General features: G+C 33.6%; 24 protein-coding genes. 11 read left to right on the plus strand and 13 right to left on the minus strand.

All coding sequences use genetic code 11. The features are described from left to right. Positions 1-17: 17 nt before the first annotated feature. The 6 genes from WFH39_RS15105 to WFH39_RS15130 all read right to left on the minus strand — a co-directional run bounded on the left by WFH39_RS15105 (position 18) and on the right by WFH39_RS15130 (position 3,894). Positions 18-545 (minus strand): hypothetical protein, encoded by a 528-nt coding sequence (locus tag WFH39_RS15105; RefSeq protein ID WP_336690457.1) that lies wholly within the window; start codon positions 543-545, stop codon positions 18-20. Beyond that, positions 538-1,488, minus strand: a complete 951-nt coding sequence (locus tag WFH39_RS15110) for a hypothetical protein (protein WP_336690458.1) — start codon at positions 1,486-1,488, stop codon at positions 538-540. The genes WFH39_RS15105 and WFH39_RS15110 overlap by 8 nt, the downstream gene beginning before the upstream one ends. Positions 1,489-1,559: 71 nt before the next feature. After that, positions 1,560-2,315 carry an ATP-grasp domain-containing protein gene (locus tag WFH39_RS15115; RefSeq protein WP_336690459.1) on the minus strand — a complete coding sequence of 252 codons (756 nt, stop codon included), beginning with the start codon at positions 2,313-2,315 and terminating at the stop codon, positions 1,560-1,562. 84 nt (positions 2,316-2,399) lie between these two features. Then, positions 2,400-2,936: a GNAT family N-acetyltransferase gene (locus tag WFH39_RS15120; RefSeq protein WP_336690460.1), complete on the minus strand. Its 537-nt coding sequence runs from the start codon at positions 2,934-2,936 to the stop codon at positions 2,400-2,402. A gap of 3 nt (positions 2,937-2,939) precedes the next feature. Beyond that, positions 2,940-3,263: a hypothetical protein gene (locus WFH39_RS15125; protein ID WP_235129912.1), complete on the minus strand. Its 324-nt coding sequence runs from the start codon at positions 3,261-3,263 to the stop codon at positions 2,940-2,942. A gap of 58 nt (positions 3,264-3,321) precedes the next feature. After that, positions 3,322-3,894, minus strand: coding sequence for a DUF6896 domain-containing protein (locus tag WFH39_RS15130; RefSeq protein ID WP_336690461.1), 573 nt, complete (start codon positions 3,892-3,894; stop codon positions 3,322-3,324). Positions 3,895-3,993: 99 nt separating this feature from the next. On the opposite strand from WFH39_RS15130, the gene pafA reads away from it, so the two are divergent. Beyond that, the gene (pafA, locus tag WFH39_RS15135) at positions 3,994-5,640 is read left to right on the plus strand and encodes an alkaline phosphatase PafA (RefSeq protein WP_214590534.1); all 1,647 of its coding nucleotides are present in this window, start codon (positions 3,994-3,996) and stop codon (positions 5,638-5,640) included. 53 nt (positions 5,641-5,693) lie between these two features. Here pafA and WFH39_RS15140 read toward each other — a convergent pair whose 3' ends face one another. The 7 genes from WFH39_RS15140 to WFH39_RS15170 all read right to left on the minus strand — a co-directional run bounded on the left by WFH39_RS15140 (position 5,694) and on the right by WFH39_RS15170 (position 10,218). Further along, the gene (locus WFH39_RS15140) at positions 5,694-6,290 is read right to left on the minus strand and encodes a Crp/Fnr family transcriptional regulator (protein WP_336690462.1); all 597 of its coding nucleotides are present in this window, start codon (positions 6,288-6,290) and stop codon (positions 5,694-5,696) included. 195 nt (positions 6,291-6,485) lie between these two features. Next, positions 6,486-6,797: a barstar family protein gene (locus tag WFH39_RS15145; RefSeq protein ID WP_336690463.1), complete on the minus strand. Its 312-nt coding sequence runs from the start codon at positions 6,795-6,797 to the stop codon at positions 6,486-6,488. A 1-nt stretch (position 6,798) separates the two neighbouring features. Further along, positions 6,799-7,410, minus strand: coding sequence for a matrixin family metalloprotease (locus WFH39_RS15150; protein WP_336690464.1), 612 nt, complete (start codon positions 7,408-7,410; stop codon positions 6,799-6,801). Further along, a complete protein-coding gene (locus tag WFH39_RS15155; protein ID WP_336690465.1) occupies positions 7,397-7,897 on the minus strand; it encodes a ribonuclease domain-containing protein in 501 nt (166 codons plus the stop codon). Before WFH39_RS15155 ends, WFH39_RS15150 begins: the two co-directional genes overlap by 14 nt. Before the next feature lie 304 nt (positions 7,898-8,201). Next, positions 8,202-8,993 (minus strand): NAD(+) synthase, encoded by a 792-nt coding sequence (gene nadE / locus WFH39_RS15160; protein WP_336690466.1) that lies wholly within the window; start codon positions 8,991-8,993, stop codon positions 8,202-8,204. A gap of 57 nt (positions 8,994-9,050) precedes the next feature. Then, on the minus strand, positions 9,051-9,578 hold the full coding sequence (locus WFH39_RS15165) for a GNAT family N-acetyltransferase (protein ID WP_336690467.1): 528 nt from the start codon (positions 9,576-9,578) through the stop codon (positions 9,051-9,053). A 4-nt stretch (positions 9,579-9,582) separates the two neighbouring features. Further along, the gene (locus WFH39_RS15170) at positions 9,583-10,218 is read right to left on the minus strand and encodes a leucine-rich repeat domain-containing protein (RefSeq protein WP_336690468.1); all 636 of its coding nucleotides are present in this window, start codon (positions 10,216-10,218) and stop codon (positions 9,583-9,585) included. A gap of 54 nt (positions 10,219-10,272) precedes the next feature. Between WFH39_RS15170 and gldB the strand changes: the two genes are divergently transcribed. The 10 genes from gldB to WFH39_RS15220 all read left to right on the plus strand — a co-directional run bounded on the left by gldB (position 10,273) and on the right by WFH39_RS15220 (position 17,561). Then, complete coding sequence (gene gldB / locus WFH39_RS15175; RefSeq protein ID WP_336690469.1) at positions 10,273-11,256, plus strand: gliding motility lipoprotein GldB; 984 nt, start codon at positions 10,273-10,275, stop codon at positions 11,254-11,256. Positions 11,257-11,318: 62 nt separating this feature from the next. Next, entirely contained in the window at positions 11,319-11,645 is a 327-nt protein-coding gene (gldC, locus tag WFH39_RS15180; RefSeq protein ID WP_076396489.1) for a gliding motility protein GldC, read from the plus strand. Positions 11,646-11,669: 24 nt separating this feature from the next. Further along, entirely contained in the window at positions 11,670-12,875 is a 1,206-nt protein-coding gene (locus WFH39_RS15185; RefSeq protein WP_290266593.1) for a cystathionine gamma-synthase, read from the plus strand. Between the two features lie 377 nt (positions 12,876-13,252). Further along, positions 13,253-13,732, plus strand: coding sequence for a nuclear transport factor 2 family protein (locus WFH39_RS15190; protein WP_336690470.1), 480 nt, complete (start codon positions 13,253-13,255; stop codon positions 13,730-13,732). Positions 13,733-13,792: 60 nt separating this feature from the next. Further along, positions 13,793-14,233 carry a GNAT family N-acetyltransferase gene (locus WFH39_RS15195; protein WP_336690471.1) on the plus strand — a complete coding sequence of 147 codons (441 nt, stop codon included), beginning with the start codon at positions 13,793-13,795 and terminating at the stop codon, positions 14,231-14,233. Positions 14,234-14,303: 70 nt separating this feature from the next. After that, the gene (locus WFH39_RS15200; RefSeq protein ID WP_336690472.1) at positions 14,304-14,807 is read left to right on the plus strand and encodes a DinB family protein; all 504 of its coding nucleotides are present in this window, start codon (positions 14,304-14,306) and stop codon (positions 14,805-14,807) included. A 411-nt stretch (positions 14,808-15,218) separates the two neighbouring features. After that, a complete protein-coding gene (locus tag WFH39_RS15205) occupies positions 15,219-15,815 on the plus strand; it encodes a hypothetical protein (RefSeq protein ID WP_336690473.1) in 597 nt (198 codons plus the stop codon). A 119-nt stretch (positions 15,816-15,934) separates the two neighbouring features. After that, a complete protein-coding gene (gene tnpA / locus WFH39_RS15210; RefSeq protein WP_336690474.1) occupies positions 15,935-16,360 on the plus strand; it encodes an IS200/IS605 family transposase in 426 nt (141 codons plus the stop codon). 207 nt (positions 16,361-16,567) lie between these two features. Continuing rightward, the gene (locus tag WFH39_RS15215; RefSeq protein WP_336690475.1) at positions 16,568-17,116 is read left to right on the plus strand and encodes an L-threonylcarbamoyladenylate synthase; all 549 of its coding nucleotides are present in this window, start codon (positions 16,568-16,570) and stop codon (positions 17,114-17,116) included. A gap of 100 nt (positions 17,117-17,216) precedes the next feature. Continuing rightward, positions 17,217-17,561 (plus strand): nuclear transport factor 2 family protein, encoded by a 345-nt coding sequence (locus WFH39_RS15220; protein WP_336690476.1) that lies wholly within the window; start codon positions 17,217-17,219, stop codon positions 17,559-17,561. The last annotated feature ends 2 nt before the right edge of the window (positions 17,562-17,563 follow it).

Below are 17,563 nucleotides of genomic sequence, written 5' to 3' on the forward strand. Positions count from 1 at the left end.
CCTTCGGGCGCGGATTTTTATTCTTTATCGAGTAATATGTAAATTCTATTTAAAATCATAAGTAAAGTAAATAAAAAATGTATCATTAAGAAAATGCAAGTAGAATTAATTATTGTCAAAAGTATTTTATTGATCTTAAGGTCTACAAATTCTATATTTAATCCATATAAGACTAAAGAAACAACAGTTATTATAGCAATTAAAATATTATAAGAAATATTTGCGTGAATTTCATTAGCAAATCTTAATTTTAAAGCATCTTCATCTAAATTTCTAGCCCTAATCTCATTTTTTATTTTTCCCAACGAATTATGAATGATCGCTAATAAATTAAATAAGAATCCAGCCAAAATTGATAATGCAGTAACTAGATTTGAGATTTGGGACTTCATTGAGATACCTTTGATTCCTAAATATGCAGATACAAATAAAGGAATAATTATAAATAAAATTAAATCCGAAAAGGTGATTTTATTTCCATTCAAACTACTCAAACTTTTATAATGAGCTTTGATTATTTTAATTACGTTTATTCTACTAAACATTTTTAGGAACTAATTTTATAATATCGTCTATCAATTCTTTAGCATTTTGAACTAATGATTCTGTTTTTGGAGTCTCATTCTCAAACTCAATACTATTGGTTACGTCAATGTCAGGTTGAACTCTTTGTTGATTTTTTATGTAAAAAGTTTTTTGTTTTCCATTCAAATCAAGTTGAAATTCTAAATCTGTAAAACTATCATCTAAACCATCAATTTCTACTGTCTCATTTAATTCCTTTCTTAATAATTTATCTATATATGTTTTCCAATTATTAGGTAATGAAGTTCTACTTGTAAAAGAAGTTCTAAAAGTTCCTTTAGTTTTTTGATAATTTTCATCATTATTTATATAATCTTCTAAATTATTAGGGATTTTATTTTTAACTAATTCGACCTTTTTCAGTTTTCCGAACTTCATCATATGTTCATAAACAGAAATATGTACAATATTTTTAAGTTCTAAATAATTTTCCATATAGCCTTCTTTTGCTAAAAAACTATTTAATGCAGGTGTAAGTTTGGTCTTTATTCCAAAATGAGTTTTACGTTGTAAAATTAAATAACCAATTGATTTATTTTTTGGAATATAAAAGTAAAAAAATACGTCTCTGAAAGAAGCATGATTTCTTCTATCAACATTTATTAAAGTTGTGTTTGTTGCTAAATCCTTAACTTTATATTTATCACCACTTATTCCACTTGAAAAGTATCCGTAAAATATTCTTTTAGAATCATCTGATATAGGTATTTCATCCAATGTTAAATGAATATTTTCGTTTCCAGCTCTATCCTTTAACTGATTTACATTTCTAAATATATAATCAAAAAATTTTTTTAAAAAATTATAAAAATCATCTACCCCATTAAAGGCGCTTAAATATGCATCTTCTTTTTTGTGTTTAATTCTTATTGCGTATGATGCTAAAAGTATTCTTTCATTCATTGGTAAGGTTCATGATATTATTGTTTCAAATATAATTATATAAAATTAGATGAAATTACGGAAAACCATAGTTACAGATTTAAATTACTTTCTTGTAAAATTTCTTCCCACCTACTCAAAATCAAATCTGTATAAATTTCCTTGTCCAAAGCATAAGAACCCAGTGCAAAACCATCATTCCATTCAACTAATGCAGTTTCTCCACTGCTCAGAATTCCGAAGTCTATTCCGTAAGCATCTGTTCTTTCGTCTGAATTTTCGAAATCTTTAATGGCAGTTTTTACCATATCCATATCCAACTGAAGATTTTCGTTGCCACTGTAATTTTTTATTCCTACAATTTCTGACTGATTCACGAAAACCCGAAATTCAGAAAGCCATTCAACAACAGATGAACAGAATAAAGCTGTTTCTTTTGAAAATGATTCCAGACGGAGAAGATCATGTTGTGAATTGATTACAAATCCTGTGAAAAGCTTGGTTTTAGATTTTGGCTTTACAAAAGTGTTTAAAGATTCTTCATGACTTTGCATCATGAGTTTTTTCAAGGTTGTTTCCCAAACAGTTCGCTTTAAATAAGGTCTTAAACTTTGAGGATAAGATGAGGTGAATGAACTGATCCCCAATCTTTTGAAAGTATATAACATTGATGAATGATCTCCAACAATCAGCGTTTCTTTATTAAGCCGGATCTGATTTCGATGTAATTTTTTGATAGTAAAAAATTCGCAGTCAACTCCTCTTGATTCCAAAACGTTTTTTACCTCCAGAAATTCAGGTTCTGTTTTACCATTGCCATATTCCTGAATGTAAGCTTTTGAAATCATATCGGTTCTTAAAATTGTTAGTTGTTTGTGGATAACTTTTAAAAACTGTGGATAAGTTAAATTTTAACAGAAAGTGAAAATTTATTACATCAGCTCAAAGCTCATAAACAAAGCCGTTTCTGTTGAGTTGTTATACAGTTTTGTATTGATCCCTGTAAACTGAAATCCTGCTTTCTGAAAAAACTTTATTGCAGGATAATTCGTGTTCTGGGTTTCTGCTTCCACCATTCTGCACTGCAGTTCTCTGGCTTCACGATTAATATTTTTAATCAGCAATCTCCCAAGATTTTGTTTCCTGAACTTTTTATGAATCCACAAATTCTCAATAAAAAGACTGTTATTTTTCCTTCTGTAATCACAGATAATCCATCCAATAAGTTCCTCATTTTCAAAAATTCCGAAAGAATGACCTTGCTGTGCTATCGCGTTTAAATGTTCAATATCATGAAGTTCTGTTTTACAGATCTTTTGATAATATTGATTTTTCTCTCTCAGATTAAATTCAAAAGTGTTTTTCGATTCAATTGCCGAAACCACAAAAATCTTTTCGGTTTCGTAGCTGTTGAAATCAGTATCAGGAATGAAATTTTCTTCAAATACCGTCAGTTTTCTGATTTCCATGGGTTAAAACTTAGAATTCTGAGCATGAAAATTACCTTTTGTAGCGTAAAGCAGAATCTGGATCAGGACAAGAACTGAGATAACAGCGATTCTTATCATGGCATTTTCCGAAAATCTTTCCCGAATTACTTCCATAGAGTTAATTTTTTTAATGGTAAACTCCTTCAGCTGATCAATATTGCTGAATGCATTTACCTTTCCGATTTCAGAATTGATTTCTGCTTTATTCAGCGTGGCGGCAACATTAATGAGGTTAATATTGCTAATAAACAGCCATCCGAATAACAACAAGGATATCGAAAAAAGAAAAGGTCTGAAAATTTTCATGATTAAAAAGTTTTTGTTACGAAACATATTTACATATTTGTGGTTCTTTCAAAACTAATTAAAATCTTTTGATTCCGAACATTTTCAGAAGGTTAAATTTCGTTTTATTCCCTATTTTATGCATTTCTTCATTATAGAGTTTTATTTGGATTTTTTCTCTGTCTTTTACAGCAATTCCGGAATGTTCTTCAATATTTGAGTTGATTTTTTCAAACAAACCCAATTCAAGCATTATTTTTAAGACTTTTTCACCATCCTTAAATTTATCCCGAATGGTGAACGGAAGAGGCTGGTAGGCAGGATTTGTTTCGATAAATAAAAAAAAGAAATAAGGATCAAGATCACTAAAATCCATTCCGAACATAAAAGGTGCTTCAACTTCGTGTCTGGTTTTTGTGTGGATAAAATGACAGTGATAACCGTGTATAAAGAAATTCCAATCCTGTACCTTTCCACGGCTTAATTTCGGGTTTTCTTTCAATTTGTTAAACGTGAGAAATGGGAAATCTTCGTTGAGTTTGATTTTTTTAATTTCAACAAGCATAAAGATGAGTTCTTTTGCCAGATTTCTGTATTCTTTCGCACAGTTTTCAAAGAAATTTTGATGAAGATGAATTTCTTCTTCCGTCATTAAGTGTCAGGTAATAGTTATTTAATCAAAATTAAATAAAATTTCACACATCAAAACTTTCAAAACCCGTAAATTTGTCCTCAATAAAAATTTTACGGGATGCTTAGGAAAATTTCGGTTGCAGCGGCTGCTTTTTTGTCCGTACTTACAATCAATGCACAGAAGAACAAAAATTCTCAGTTGGAAAGACCAAAACTTGTAGTAGGTTTAGTCGTAGACCAGATGAGATGGGATTATCTGTACCGTTTTTACAACAAATATGGAAACGACGGTTTCAAAAGACTTTTAAATACAGGATATTCTTTAAATAATGTTCATATCCCGTATGTTCCTACTGTTACGGCTTTAGGACACACGTGTATTTACACAGGTTCCGTTCCTGCAATTCACGGGATCGCAGGAAACGACTGGATGGATAAAGAAACCGGACAAAATGTTTATTGTACTACAGATGAAAGTGTAAAGCCTGTAGGAACAGCCAATGCAAAAGTGGGAAGCCATTCTCCGAAAAATCTATGGTCTACCACCGTTACCGATGAATTGAGACTTGCAACCAATTTTCAGGGTAAAGTAATCGGGGTTTCTTTAAAAGACAGAGCTTCCATTTTACCGGCCGGACACACGCCGAACGGAGCGTTCTGGTTTGATGATTCCACAGGAGACTTTATTACAAGCTCTTGGTACATGAATGATCTTCCACAGTGGGTAAAAACCTTCAATTCTCAGGATCTACCGGATAAATTGGTTGCCAACGGCTGGAATACCTTACTTCCGATTGATCAGTATACAGAAAGTTCACCTGATAATTCTTCGTGGGAAGGATTGCTGGGAAGTGCCAAAACCCCTACTTTTCCTTACAGCAATTTAGCCGCAGATTATCAGGCTAAAAAGGACAATATCCGTTATACGCCATTCGGAAATACATTAACGCTGAAATTAGCCGAAGCCGCAATAGAAGGTGAAAAGTTAGGAGGAGACGATATTGTGGATATGTTAGCCATCAATTTGGCATCAACGGATTATGCAGGACATAAATTTGGTCCGAATTCTATAGAAGTGGAAGATGTTTATCTGAGACTCGATAAAGATTTAGCTCAGTTTTTCAGTTATCTGGATTCCAAAGTAGGAAAAGGACAGTACACTGTTTTTCTTTCGGCAGATCATGGCGGTGCCCATTCTGTAGGATTCTTACAGGAACATAAAATTACGACAGGTTTCTTCGGAGACGGAATGGATAAAAACGTCAATCTTAAATTAAAAGAAAAATTCGGGGTTGATAAATTAATTAATGCGGTGGATAATTACCAGATTTATTTCGACAGAAAATTACTCAAAGAAAACAATATCAAATTAGAAGACGTTGTAGATTTCACCGTAAAAGAAATTGAGAGTGATCCTTCAGATTTATATGCTGTTCCTGTAAATAAAGTTTCAGAATCTTCTATTCCTGAACCGATTAAGCAGAGAATTATTAACGGGATCAACAGGCAGAGAAGCGGTGATATTCAGTTGATTTCACATGATTCCATGCTTCCTCCGTATTCAAAAACAGGAACAACACACAGTGTATGGAATTCTTACGACTCGCATATTCCGTTAATTTTTATGGGATGGGGAATTCAGCATGGTGAAAGCAATAAAGCTTATTTCATGACGGATATTGCACCTACCGTTTCTTCATTGCTTAAAATACAGTTTCCGAGTGGAAATGTCGGGAATCCGATTACGGAAGTTATTGGCAAATAATATTTTACTCAAAAAAGATAATGAATCCTTGACTGTTTGGTTAAGGATTTTTTTTAAATAAAAATTTTACTATTGTCTATTTTTACAATGTTCTGCTGTTCCATTTTTTTGATTGCGCGGATCACAGTCTCTATGCGCATTCCTGTAAGCGAGGCTAATTGCTGTCTGGTGTAAGGAACCGGAAAAGAAAACTGTTCTTCAAAACCGAAATGAGCTTTCACGTGGGACATAAGGAGATTAAGCTTTGTAATCGGATCCCGGAAAGAAAACGGAGCCGAAGTAATATGTTTGTAGCGCATTCTGTCCGCAGTGTAAGAATATATTTTAAGGAGAAGTTCGGGCTTTTCTAATACGAGTTTAATCAGTTTATTTTTTTCCAGCCTGATGATTTCGCAATCTGTAACCGCAACAGCACTTACTGCATACTTTCTGCTGTGGAAAATATATGTTTCGGCAAAGCAGTGACCATCGAAAGGAATTCCGTGGATAAATTCCTTGCCGTCTTCCAGAAAGCTGCTTAATTTTACCGTTCCGAACTTTATCTGCAGATAGTATTTTGGAGTGCTTTCTTCTTTAAAAATATAATCGCCGGAATTATAGTGTTGCAGTTCAGCGCCATGAGAAAACAAAAGGTTTTCACAAATGATCATAAGCCTTTATTATTAATTTGATCTAAAATTAACAATTTGAAAGGTTTGTTAAAAATTTATTAATACCACACAGATGCCTTAAAGATGCCTTGATTTTAAGTGATGAATCGGCAGTATTTTGAGCATTTTCATTGGATATTAAAAACTTTATTAAATAAAAAAACGCAGATTATTCCGCGTTTTTTGTCATTTATTTTATTCTTGGTCTTCAATCAGATCATCATCGTCATCTTCATACTGTTCGAGGAAATAAGTGAAAGTAAAGTCTTCCATTTCTTCCTCAGCATCTTCAAGCGTGAGAAGAAGATCTTCAAAAGTTTCCAGCTGATCGACCGTCATATTTACAAACTCAATGTGAAGGGGCATTTCCAGTTCTCCTGTAATCACATCAGAAAGTGCATCCAGATTATCTCCGAAATGCTCAGGAAGTTTGATCTTTTCTTTCAGTTGGGCATAGAAATCTTCATAATCTCCGATGTCCGTAAAATCTATATATATTGTACTCATATCAATTAAATTTCCAGTTTTTACTTATTAGAACATTTTTACATTTTTCGCAAAATTCCTTTTCTTCGTTTGTAGGATTTTTGCCTTCTGCATCTCTCATAAAACATATTTTTGTCGGACAGTGTTTTAAGCCTTGTGTGTGTCCAAGCTCATGAATGGCAACTTTAAAAAACTGTTCATTAGAATTTTGTTTGTTTAATCTGAAGTCGGATGCAACGCAGGCTTTTCCGGGTCGGAATCCTAAACCCATCACTCCGAAATCTTTTATTTTTCCTTTAGTTACGCTAATATCTTTTGAGGTTAATCCAATGATAACGAAACCATCTTTCGTTTTTTTATCCAAATATGAAATAATGGAATCAGCTCTGTATCGGTTTCTGGGTTTATAGTAAGTGTTTTCAGGAAAATCGATAGGCTTCAGAATTCTCACATTCGGGCAAATCTTTGCTATTTCTTTGGCTATAAAGTTTACTTTTTCTGTTTCAATATCTTTAAATGGCTGGATCAAAATTGTTGTTTCCTTGTCTTTTTCTATAATTTTCTGCTTTTTTTCTGAACATGAAAATACTACAAGCAAACAGAACAACAGATGATAAAAATTACTGCTTTTCAAAACTCTTATAATGGTTTTTCGTGAGATAAACATCGCCGTCTTTCGTGAAAACAATCCGGTCTGCATTTCTGTTTCCGCAATGATAGTTTACATCCGCTTCAAAATACTTTTCATCTTCAGGTAATGTTCTTTCCCTGTTGCTGAAGTGATCTCCGCCAATTGCTTTTCCGGGCAAAACCTCACACAGATTCCCTTTGGAAGGATTCCAACCCATCTTTCTTGCTTCATTTTTGGTGATGTAATATTCAGGAAGCTGATGATTTTGTTTAACGTAAGCAATAACCTTCCTTTCTTCCGTCAACTGATCGATAGATTCCTGATTCGAATATGCTGAACCCGAAATCTCAGAACTGCCGTATTCAATTCTTGGATTTTTCGAGGAATTTTCCTTTTTATCCGCAATAAAGTTATTATAAACGTACATTACAGACATCCCGAAAAGAAGCCCTGAACAAATGAAAAAGACAGATCTTATTTTACCATTCATAGTATTAAATTAAAAAATGTAACAATAAGTTTGTTTAAACTTTTATTAAACCGCAAAAGTACAAAAGACAATCTTAAAGCGAATTTCTATAATAATCAAAGCACTCAAAAGAATAAAAATCAAAGATTTTTAAACACTATTGTGAACTTTTTCATTTATAATGATCAACTTTAAATAAAAGTTTAATTCATCTTTTGTGACTTTTGCGGTTAATTCTGAAATAGTTTAAACAACTTCAATGTATCAATCTATCTGTTTAGCAATCCATTGTTACATAGTTAAACTTTTAAATTGTTACATTAATTTATGCTCTCCAGTCTTCCGGAATATCGCAGATCGGAATCGGAACCATTTTATGTTTTGCCGCTTTATGCATTCTGTCGAAAATCTGGAAAACCTCTTTATCTCTGCCTTCGTAATCTTCTGCTGTTTTTGTTCCGTATTCTTTCTGAATTTTTTCCAGTTCAGGATAGGTTGCCCCGATTTGGTCTTCGTCCGTTCTTTCTGCATCCCAAAGTCCGTCCGTAGGAATTGCATTCTGAATGCTTTCAATTAAATTTAAAGCTCTCGCCAGTTCGTAAACTTCCGTTTTGTAAAGATCTGCGATTGGAGAAACATCCACACCGCCGTCGCCGTATTTGGTGTAGAAACCGATTCCGAAATCTTCCACTTTATTTCCTGTTCCGCACACCAAAAGTCCGTGAAGCTGCCCGAAATAGTATAAATTAAGCATTCTGAAACGTGATCTTGTATTCGCAAGAGCCAGATTGTTATTAGGATTTCCTTCTGAATGTGCGCTGACAATATTTTCAAAACTTTCGAAAACAGGAGTTAAGTTAATGGTTTCTGATTTTACGTTTGGAAATTTCTTTTTCAGATCCTCAATATGATCCTGCGCTCTGTTTACCTGATCGGCTTTTTGACGGATCGGCATTTCCAGCGCAAGAACTTCAAGTCCTGTCATCGCACAAAGCGTAGAAACGACACCCGAATCCACACCTCCCGAAACTCCGATTACATATCCGTTTACTTTTGCTTTTACGGCATAATCTTTCAGCCAGTTTACAATATGGTCTATAACTTTTTGTGTCTGCATTGTTTATATTTTTGTCTGTTTTATGTAAAGAAATTCAAAATTAAAAATTCTGAATGTTTATTTGATGTAATTTTGATGTTGAAGTTCATACCAGAAGCAAATTCCGTCCGGTTCGGTGAATTCGCCGGTTTTTTCAAAGCCTAATTTTCTTAAAATATGATTGGAACCTTCGTTTTCAGAATGGGCATGAGCATAAATGGTTTCAGCTTTCAGATCATTAAATCCAAAATCAAGCGAAGCTTTTGCCGATTCCAGCGCATAACCTTTTCCCCAGTATTCCGGGATGAAACGATAGCCGAGATCGTAAATGTTATTGTAACCGTTTATTTCCTGAGTAATTAATTTCAGTCCGCTCCAGCCGATCAGCAGTCCGCTTTCTTTTTCAATTACTGCAAGTCTTCCGACACCGTTATCAAGATATTGCTGCTGAATCATTTTAATTACATTTTCAGATTCGGTGATGTCGGAAAGAGGAGGTATTCCGATGTATTTCATCACTTCAGGATCGGAGTCGAGGAGAAACAGACGTTCTGCATCTGTTTCTTCAAATTTTCTCAGAATAAGTCTTTGTGTTTCTAAATGCATAAAATTACTGTTGCTGAAATCCGAAAATCGTTACATTGGCTGCTCCTTTTTTAATGTCTGTTTCCTTGATCGGATTTTTCGTCACGTTTAAGGTTTCCAGATTTATATTTTGGGAAATATCTAATTTTTGAATCAGATTATGCTCAAGATTTAACTTTTTCAAATATTTAAGCGAGCTTAGATCAATGGTCTTTATTTTATTTAAAGATACGGTTAATTGATCAATTCTGGGTGTCGTTTTCAGCGAAATATTTTCAATCTGATTGTTGTCGAGATACAGTGAAGCCAGAATTTTTAGATTTTCTGCCTTAAAATTTGAAATTTTGCATCCTGTACAGGAAAAAAGCTGCAGATGATCCATATTTTTCAGGGAAAGATTTAAAATGCTGTTATCGTCCAGCACGATCATTTTAGCATTTTTAAAATACGGCAGATCTTCGGTATTGGTAATCCCTTTATTCACTAAAAATAAATTTTCAATTCTGTCGGCTTCAAACTGATTTATTTTTCCGTCTTTGTTCAGATCAAAATTTTCAATCACCGCTTTTTCAAGATTTTTATCTTTAAAAATAAGGCTTTGGCTGTAAAAACAGGATACAGAGAAAATAAGAATGAGGATCGGAATTATTTTATTTTTCATCAGTACATTATGTTTAAATCCGTATTTTTGTACACTTAAATTTCATGTAAAAGTATGAAGATTTTCAGAATTACTGCACTTTCTTTAGTATTAATTTTAGGATTGAATTCCTGCAAAAAAGAATCTCAGAATCAATGGAACGTAGAAATTACAAGTCCGGCGGAAAAAGTAGAAATTACAGATATTTCCAAGGAACTTTACGATCCGAATGTTTCGTCGGAAAGTTTTAAAGCTAAATTTCCTTGGTTTCAGGGAACGGTAAGCGATGCAGATTTTGCCAAAAGAAGAGTAGATGCTGAAGAAATTAAAATTTACCAGGAAGCAGTCGCAAAAATAGATCAGAAAAAACTGCAGACCGATCTTCAGGATTTGTTTTCGCACATCAGATTTTATTTTCCTTCCTTTAAAAGTCCGAAAGTATTTTTATTTTCATCGGCTTTGCAGATGGTTCAGGATCCGATTTTTTATGATGCGAAGGGAAATCAGCTTTTTATTGATATTACAGGTTTTATGGGAGACGGAAATCCCAATTATAAAGGTTTGGAAATGTACTTCCAGAAATCCATGAACCCGAATAATATTGTTCCGAAAGTCGCACAGATTTTCGCGGAAGGTTTTGTAAAAGAATCTCCGGATCATCAGAAATTTATAGATATGATGATTCTCAATGGTAAAATCATGATTCTTAAAGATGCATTTCTGCCTACTTATCCGGAATATCTGAAAATGAACTACACCCAGAAGCAGTATGAATGGGCAGTCTCCAACGAAGCTAACATCTGGAATTATTTCGTAGAAAATAATATCATTTTTGGAGACGATCACAGATTGGAAGACCGTTTTATCGCTCCGGGACCATTTTCGAAATTTTATACGGAAATTGATAACGAATCTTCTCCGCAGATTGCCATTTTCACAGGATGGCAGATCTGTAAAGAATATCTAAAACAGAAACCGGAAACCAAACTTCAGGATTTCTTAGGATTGGATGCAACGGTGATCTTTAACCAGTCGGGCTATAAACCGAAAGTAAAATAAAAAGTAATACGCTGAATGTAAAATATTCGACAAACAATATACAGTAGAATAAATAGAAAATTATGAGAAAAACTCAGATTACGATAGATGTAGAACTGGATGAAAACCACATTCCGGAAAATATCACCTGGAACGCACAGGACGGCGGAATTGAAAAAGAAGAAACAAAGGCAACCATGATCTCCGTTTGGGACGAAAAAAATATGGAAGCTTTGAGAATTGATCTCTGGACAAAAGAAATGCCGGTGGATCAGATGAAAATGTTCATTCATCAGGTACTTGTTTCTATGGGAAATACCTACCAAAGAGCAACAGGAGAAGAAGATGTGGCACAATGGTTGGAGCAGATGGCAGAAGAGTTCGCAGTAAAATCGGCGATAAAAATGTAAAAAAAGCTGGATGAGGGAAGCCTGATGTTGGAAGTTTACAAAAGCATCCAGCTTCCATCATCCCCAGCTTCAAATCAAAAATATAAAACAATGAATTTCAATACAAAAGTAATACACGGAGGACAGCATCACGAATCTGCAACAGGTTCTGTGAATGTACCTGTATTTTTAACATCTACCTTCGCACAGAAAAGTCCGGGAGTACATTCCGGTTACGAATATTCTAGAGCGGCAAACCCTACAAGACAGGCTTTGGAAGACTCTTTGGCAAGCATCGAAAACGGAGCGAGAGGTCTGGCTTTCGGTTCCGGTCTGGCGGCAATCGACTGTGTTTTAAAATTATTAAATCCGGGAGATGAAGTGGTTGCAGTAGACGATTTGTACGGAGGAACATACAGAATGTTCACCAGACTTTTCGAAAAATATCAGTTGAAATTTACCTTCGTGAATTTTGATGATGTTTCTAAAATCAATGACGTTATTACAGATAAAACAAAATTAATCTGGGTAGAAACGCCAACCAATCCTTTAATGAAACTGGTTGACATTAAAGCAGTTGTTGAAGTGGCAAAAGGAAAAGATATTCTGGTTGCAGTGGATAACACTTTTGCAACGCCTTATCTTCAGAGACCGATTGATCTGGGAGCCGATATCGTTATGCACTCTGCAACAAAATACTTGGGAGGTCACTCCGATGTTATTGCGGGAGCTTTAATTGCAAAAGATGCAGAACTGGGAGAGAAACTACACTTCATTCAGTTTGCAAGCGGAGGAATTTTAGGACCTCACGATTCTTATTTGGTGTTGAGAGGAATTAAAACACTGGCTTTAAGAGTTCAGAGACATTCTGAAAACGGAATGGCTGTTGCAAAATACCTTGAATCTCATCCTGCTGTAGATCAGGTAATTTATCCGGGATTAGAATCGCATCCGCAGCACGAACTGGCAAAATCTCAGATGAAAGATTTCGGAGGAATGGTTTCTTTCACTTTCAAATCAGGTAAAAAAGAAGATGCCATCAAATTTTTAGAAAGAGTAAAAGTATTCACTTTAGCTGAATCTTTGGGTGGAGTAGAATCTCTTGCGAATCATCCTGCTTTGATGACTCATGCTTCAATTCCTGCAGAAAAACGCGCAGAATTGGGAATTACAGACGATTTGGTTCGTTTAAGCGTAGGAATCGAAGATGCAGAAGATCTTATCGCAGATCTGGAAAGAGCTTTTTCTTAGTTTAAAAACAATTTATAACACTTTGCCATTCTGTATAGAACGAATTGGAGTAAAGAATCTAAATAGAATTTATTTAAATTTTTGGAGCTATTTCCCGCTTTCCACTATATCTTTTGCTACGCTTTGCTTCACAAAAGGATGCCGTTGCAATCGTGGCTAAGATTGTAGTCAATTCTTTCAGTATTTGAAAAATACGATTAAAGTTTGTCATCCCGAAAGGATCTTTAGATAGTATTAGAAAGTCGCTTGAAAAAATTAGAGCTAAGATTCCTGCGGAATGACAAACGTTGGAATAGAAATTCAGAAATTTATTAAAAAAGATTCTTCCTAACGTCAGAATGACAGAGTGTTGAACAACATTTTAAAATAAAAACATAATGAGAAAGATCCAGATTTTATTCCTGTTAATGGTAAGCCAGATTGCCTTTTCTCAGGTTAAAAATACCGATGAACTGTACAAAACGGCAAAAAAATTAGACAGTCTGATATTCGATGTCGGATTCAATAAATGCGATCTTTCTCATTATGATTCTATTGTAAGCAACGACTTGGAATTCTACCACGATAAAGGTGGAATTACTTCCGGAAAAGAAGCTTTCAAAGCCTCCATTAAAAATAATATTTGTGGCGGCCCCAACAAAGTGAAACGCGAACTGATTCCAGATTCCATGAAAGTATATCCTTTGTACAATAATAATGTTCTGTATGCTTTCATTCAGGAAGGAGAGCATGATTTTGCTGAATTTTACAACGGAAAATGGAACAAGGGAAGCCGTGCAAAATTTACCATTCTCTGGATTCTGGACGGAAAAAACTGGAAAATGAAGCGCGTTCTCAGCTACGATCATCATTTATAATCTACTTTGTTAAAGCTTTATAAAGTTTTTTGCGCTTTGACAAATTTTTAAACTCCCATTATGACAAGAAAAGTCCAACTTGCAGATGTACAGCAATTAGCTGAACTGTTCGATCAGTACAGAATTTTTTACCATAAAGATTCCGATATTCCTGCCGCAGAAAAATTTTTAACAGAAAGAATTGAAAACAGGGATTCTGAAATTTTTGTTGCTGAAAATGAAGGGAAATTAGTCGGTTTTGTTCAGTTGTATCCACTTTTTTCATCTACAAGAATGAAACGGTATTGGCTGTTAAATGATTTATATGTGAATGAAAATTATCGTGGAAAAGGGTTTTCAAAACAACTGATTGAAGCATCCCAAGAAATGGCAAAATCAACCGATGCCGCCGGAATTCTTCTGGAAACCGGAAAATCCAACGATATCGGAAACAAGCTTTACCCAAGCTGCGGATTCGAAATCTACGATGAAGTGAATTTTTACGAATGGAAGATTTCATAATGTAACGGTTTACGAAATCTTAATTGTTATTAAATATTACTCATTACCAATTACTTATTATTCATAATTTATGACTGATTTTCAAAAATACGTTCAAAGATATTTAGATTTAATTCCCTCAGAAAACTGGCTGGAAGAACTGAAAAAATCCGGAGAAAAAACTGTAGGAATTTATTCTGAACTTTCAGAAGAACAATCTCTTTTTGCTTACGCCGAAGGAAAATGGACGCTGAAAGAACTTCTTTTGCATTTATCCGATACGGAAAGAATTTTTCAGTACAGAATACTGGCTTTTACAAGAGGTGACCAAAATGAATTGCCGGGTTTTGATGAGGAATTATATGCGAAACAATCTTTCGCGAATGAAAGAACACTGAGTTCACTGTTGGAAGAATATCAACTGATCAGAAAATCTTCTCAGATTCTTTTGGAAACTGCAAATTCCGAAGCCTTAAAAAATATAGGATCCGCCAACGGAAACCAAATTTCTGCCGAAACCATCGGAAAATTAATTGTTGGTCACAATATTCATCATCTGAATATTATTGAGGAAAGGTATTTGCCGAAGTTGTGACGCATTTAAAAATAAATATTGTAATTCTAATCAGTTCGGTGATTTTTTTAATATCATTGACTCAAGATTGTGTAAATTATCAATATTTTGGCAGCATACATTATCCATCTTATCTAGCTTTTTTATTGGGTTGGACTTATTTTGACGGATTTCGTTGGGAAGGTTTTGTTTGCAAATCTTCTTTATTTTTTAGGAATAGTTTTGACAATCAAAAGAAATTACAAAGCATTTTTTGCTCTTATTATTTCGTCATTTTAGCAATTTCATTTATGTTTTTTGATAACATAACAATCACAAAAAGTGGAAGAATAGCTCCAATAATTGAATTAGAATCAGGTTATTTTTTATGGCTTTTGTCTATTTTATTCCTGACTCTTTCTTCGCTTTATTTAAAAGTAACGCAGAAAAATAATGCGCAGCTTAAAAAATCTTAAAATTACCAAAAGTATTGAATCTAAAAAGCTCATTTATAATGAGAGCATTTTAGATAAAATTGACAGGTATACCAATTATTTGATTTTTGGAGCCCTGATTTATTTTTCAATAGTTGGTTTATACAAAATTACTCCATCTGCAAATAGTGATTTTGAATATATTATATATAGTATTGTTCTAATTTTTGTACTTTATTCTTCATATTGTTTATTTACAGAAAAAAGACTGAAAGAAATCAGCTTCAGTATTCATAAAGAAGAAGCCAAAAGACGAATTTTAGAATATGCCAAAAAGTATCATTACAGAATTTCAAATATTTCCAATAATCTGATTTATCTTAATGAACCAATAAACAGCTTTAGTTTTCTAGACGAAGAAAGAACAATCATAATTTTTTTTAAAGATCAGTCGGTTTTATACACGGTGATTAAGAGTGGAAGGAGAATAAATGCTCCGGTTTTATTTTCACAGCATATCATCCGAAAAGATATAAGAAAAATTCTTCATCAGGAAAAATTTACATTAATTAGGAAAAAAAGTTACTTTGACAGGTTTTTTAATGATCCTTCTTAATGATGAAACTGTCATTGATCAATAGAAACGGGCTTTAGCCCGTTTACTGATTTAAAATCATTCTTTCGGCTTTAGCCAAAACTTAATATAGATTTCATATTTTTGGCTAAACAACACAAATGCCATTTATTAAAATTTATATCCATGTCGTTTTCTCAACGAAAAATAGAATTCCCTATTTCAATACTCCGGAGTTACGAATAAAAGTCTGGAAACACATAAAAGAAAATGCCTCGCAAAAAGGAATTTTTCTGGATATTGTGAATGGTTATTCGGATCATTGTCATTGTTTAATTTCTCTGGGTTCCAATCAGAATATTGAAAAAATTGTTCAATTATTGAAAGGAGAATCTTCACATTGGATCAATAAAAATGCATTGACAAAAGAAAAGTTTTTTTGGCAGGATGAATATTTTGCTGTTTCAGTTTCTGAATCTATGATTGAAACAGTTAGAAATTACGTTAAAAATCAGGAAAGTCATCACAAAAAGAAATCGTTTGCGGAAGAATATCAGGAATTTTTGGATAAATATAATTTTAAATAATAAAGTTTGGCTAAAGCCAGATTTGATTTTAATGATTTTCAAAATGGGCTAAAGCCCATTCCTATTGAATATAAAAACTCTGTTTTCGAAGATTTCACGCGAAGATTTGTAAATTTACACCGATAAATTAATAGAAGCAGAATGTAATCCTTTTATTAAAAATAAATTATAGTATTGGCTTTAGTTAAAGCGTAAAATGTATTATATATGGAAAAAATAATAGAAATTTTAAAATCCGGCGGAACAATCTTATACCCAACAGACACCATTTGGGGAATTGGCTGTGATGCCACAAATATAGAAGCCGTAAACAAAATATTCGACATCAAAAAACGGGAAAAAAACAAATCCATGATCATTCTGGTGGAATCTGAAAAGAGATTACAGGATTTGGTAGATGTTCCGGAAATGGCTTGGGAAATTATCGATTTAAGCCAAAAGCCGGTAACAATTGTTTATGAAAACCCGAGAGGATTGCCAAAAGAATTGTTAGCTGAAGACGGAAGCATTGGAATCCGTCTGGTAAAAAACGACTTCTGTAAAAAACTGATTACAAAGCTGAATAAACCATTAGTTTCTACTTCTGCAAATTTCAGCGGTGAAAAAAGTCCGTTAAAATTCTCGGATATTTCTCCTGAAATGATTGATCTCGTAGACTATGCAGTAGAAGAAGACCGCGAAAAAGTTTCAAAATATTCGGGTTCATCGGTGATTAAAGTCTGGAGCGACAACAGGATAAAAGTACTGAGAGAATAATCGACTTTTATCATATATTTTAAAGTCTTATTCATCCGTATCGGCAGGATTTCTTTTTTTAGTTTTATCTTTGCAGAACTTCAATTTTAAAACAATCGCTATGAATCATCAAAAGTTTGCCGAAGAATGGATCAAAGCATGGAATTCGCACGATCTGGATGTTATTTTATCTCATTATTCAGATGATATAGAGGTTGTTACTCCAATGATAAAATTAGCAACTGGCGGAAAAGAAAGTTCACTTAAAGGAAAATCTGCGGTTCGCGGATATTGGAAAGCAGCACTGGAAAAATATCCAGATCTTCACTTCGAGCTTATAAAATCTACGGAAGGAGTAGATTCTGTGGCTTTGTTTTACAAATCTATTATGGATAAACATGCGATGGAAGTGATGTTTTTTAATGAAGATGAAAAAATTAATAAAATGTATGCTCATTACGATTAATG

The sequence above is a fragment of the Chryseobacterium sp. MMO-72 genome (assembly GCF_037146035.1).
Taxonomy (GTDB): Bacteria; Bacteroidota; Bacteroidia; order Flavobacteriales; family Weeksellaceae; genus Chryseobacterium; species Chryseobacterium indicum.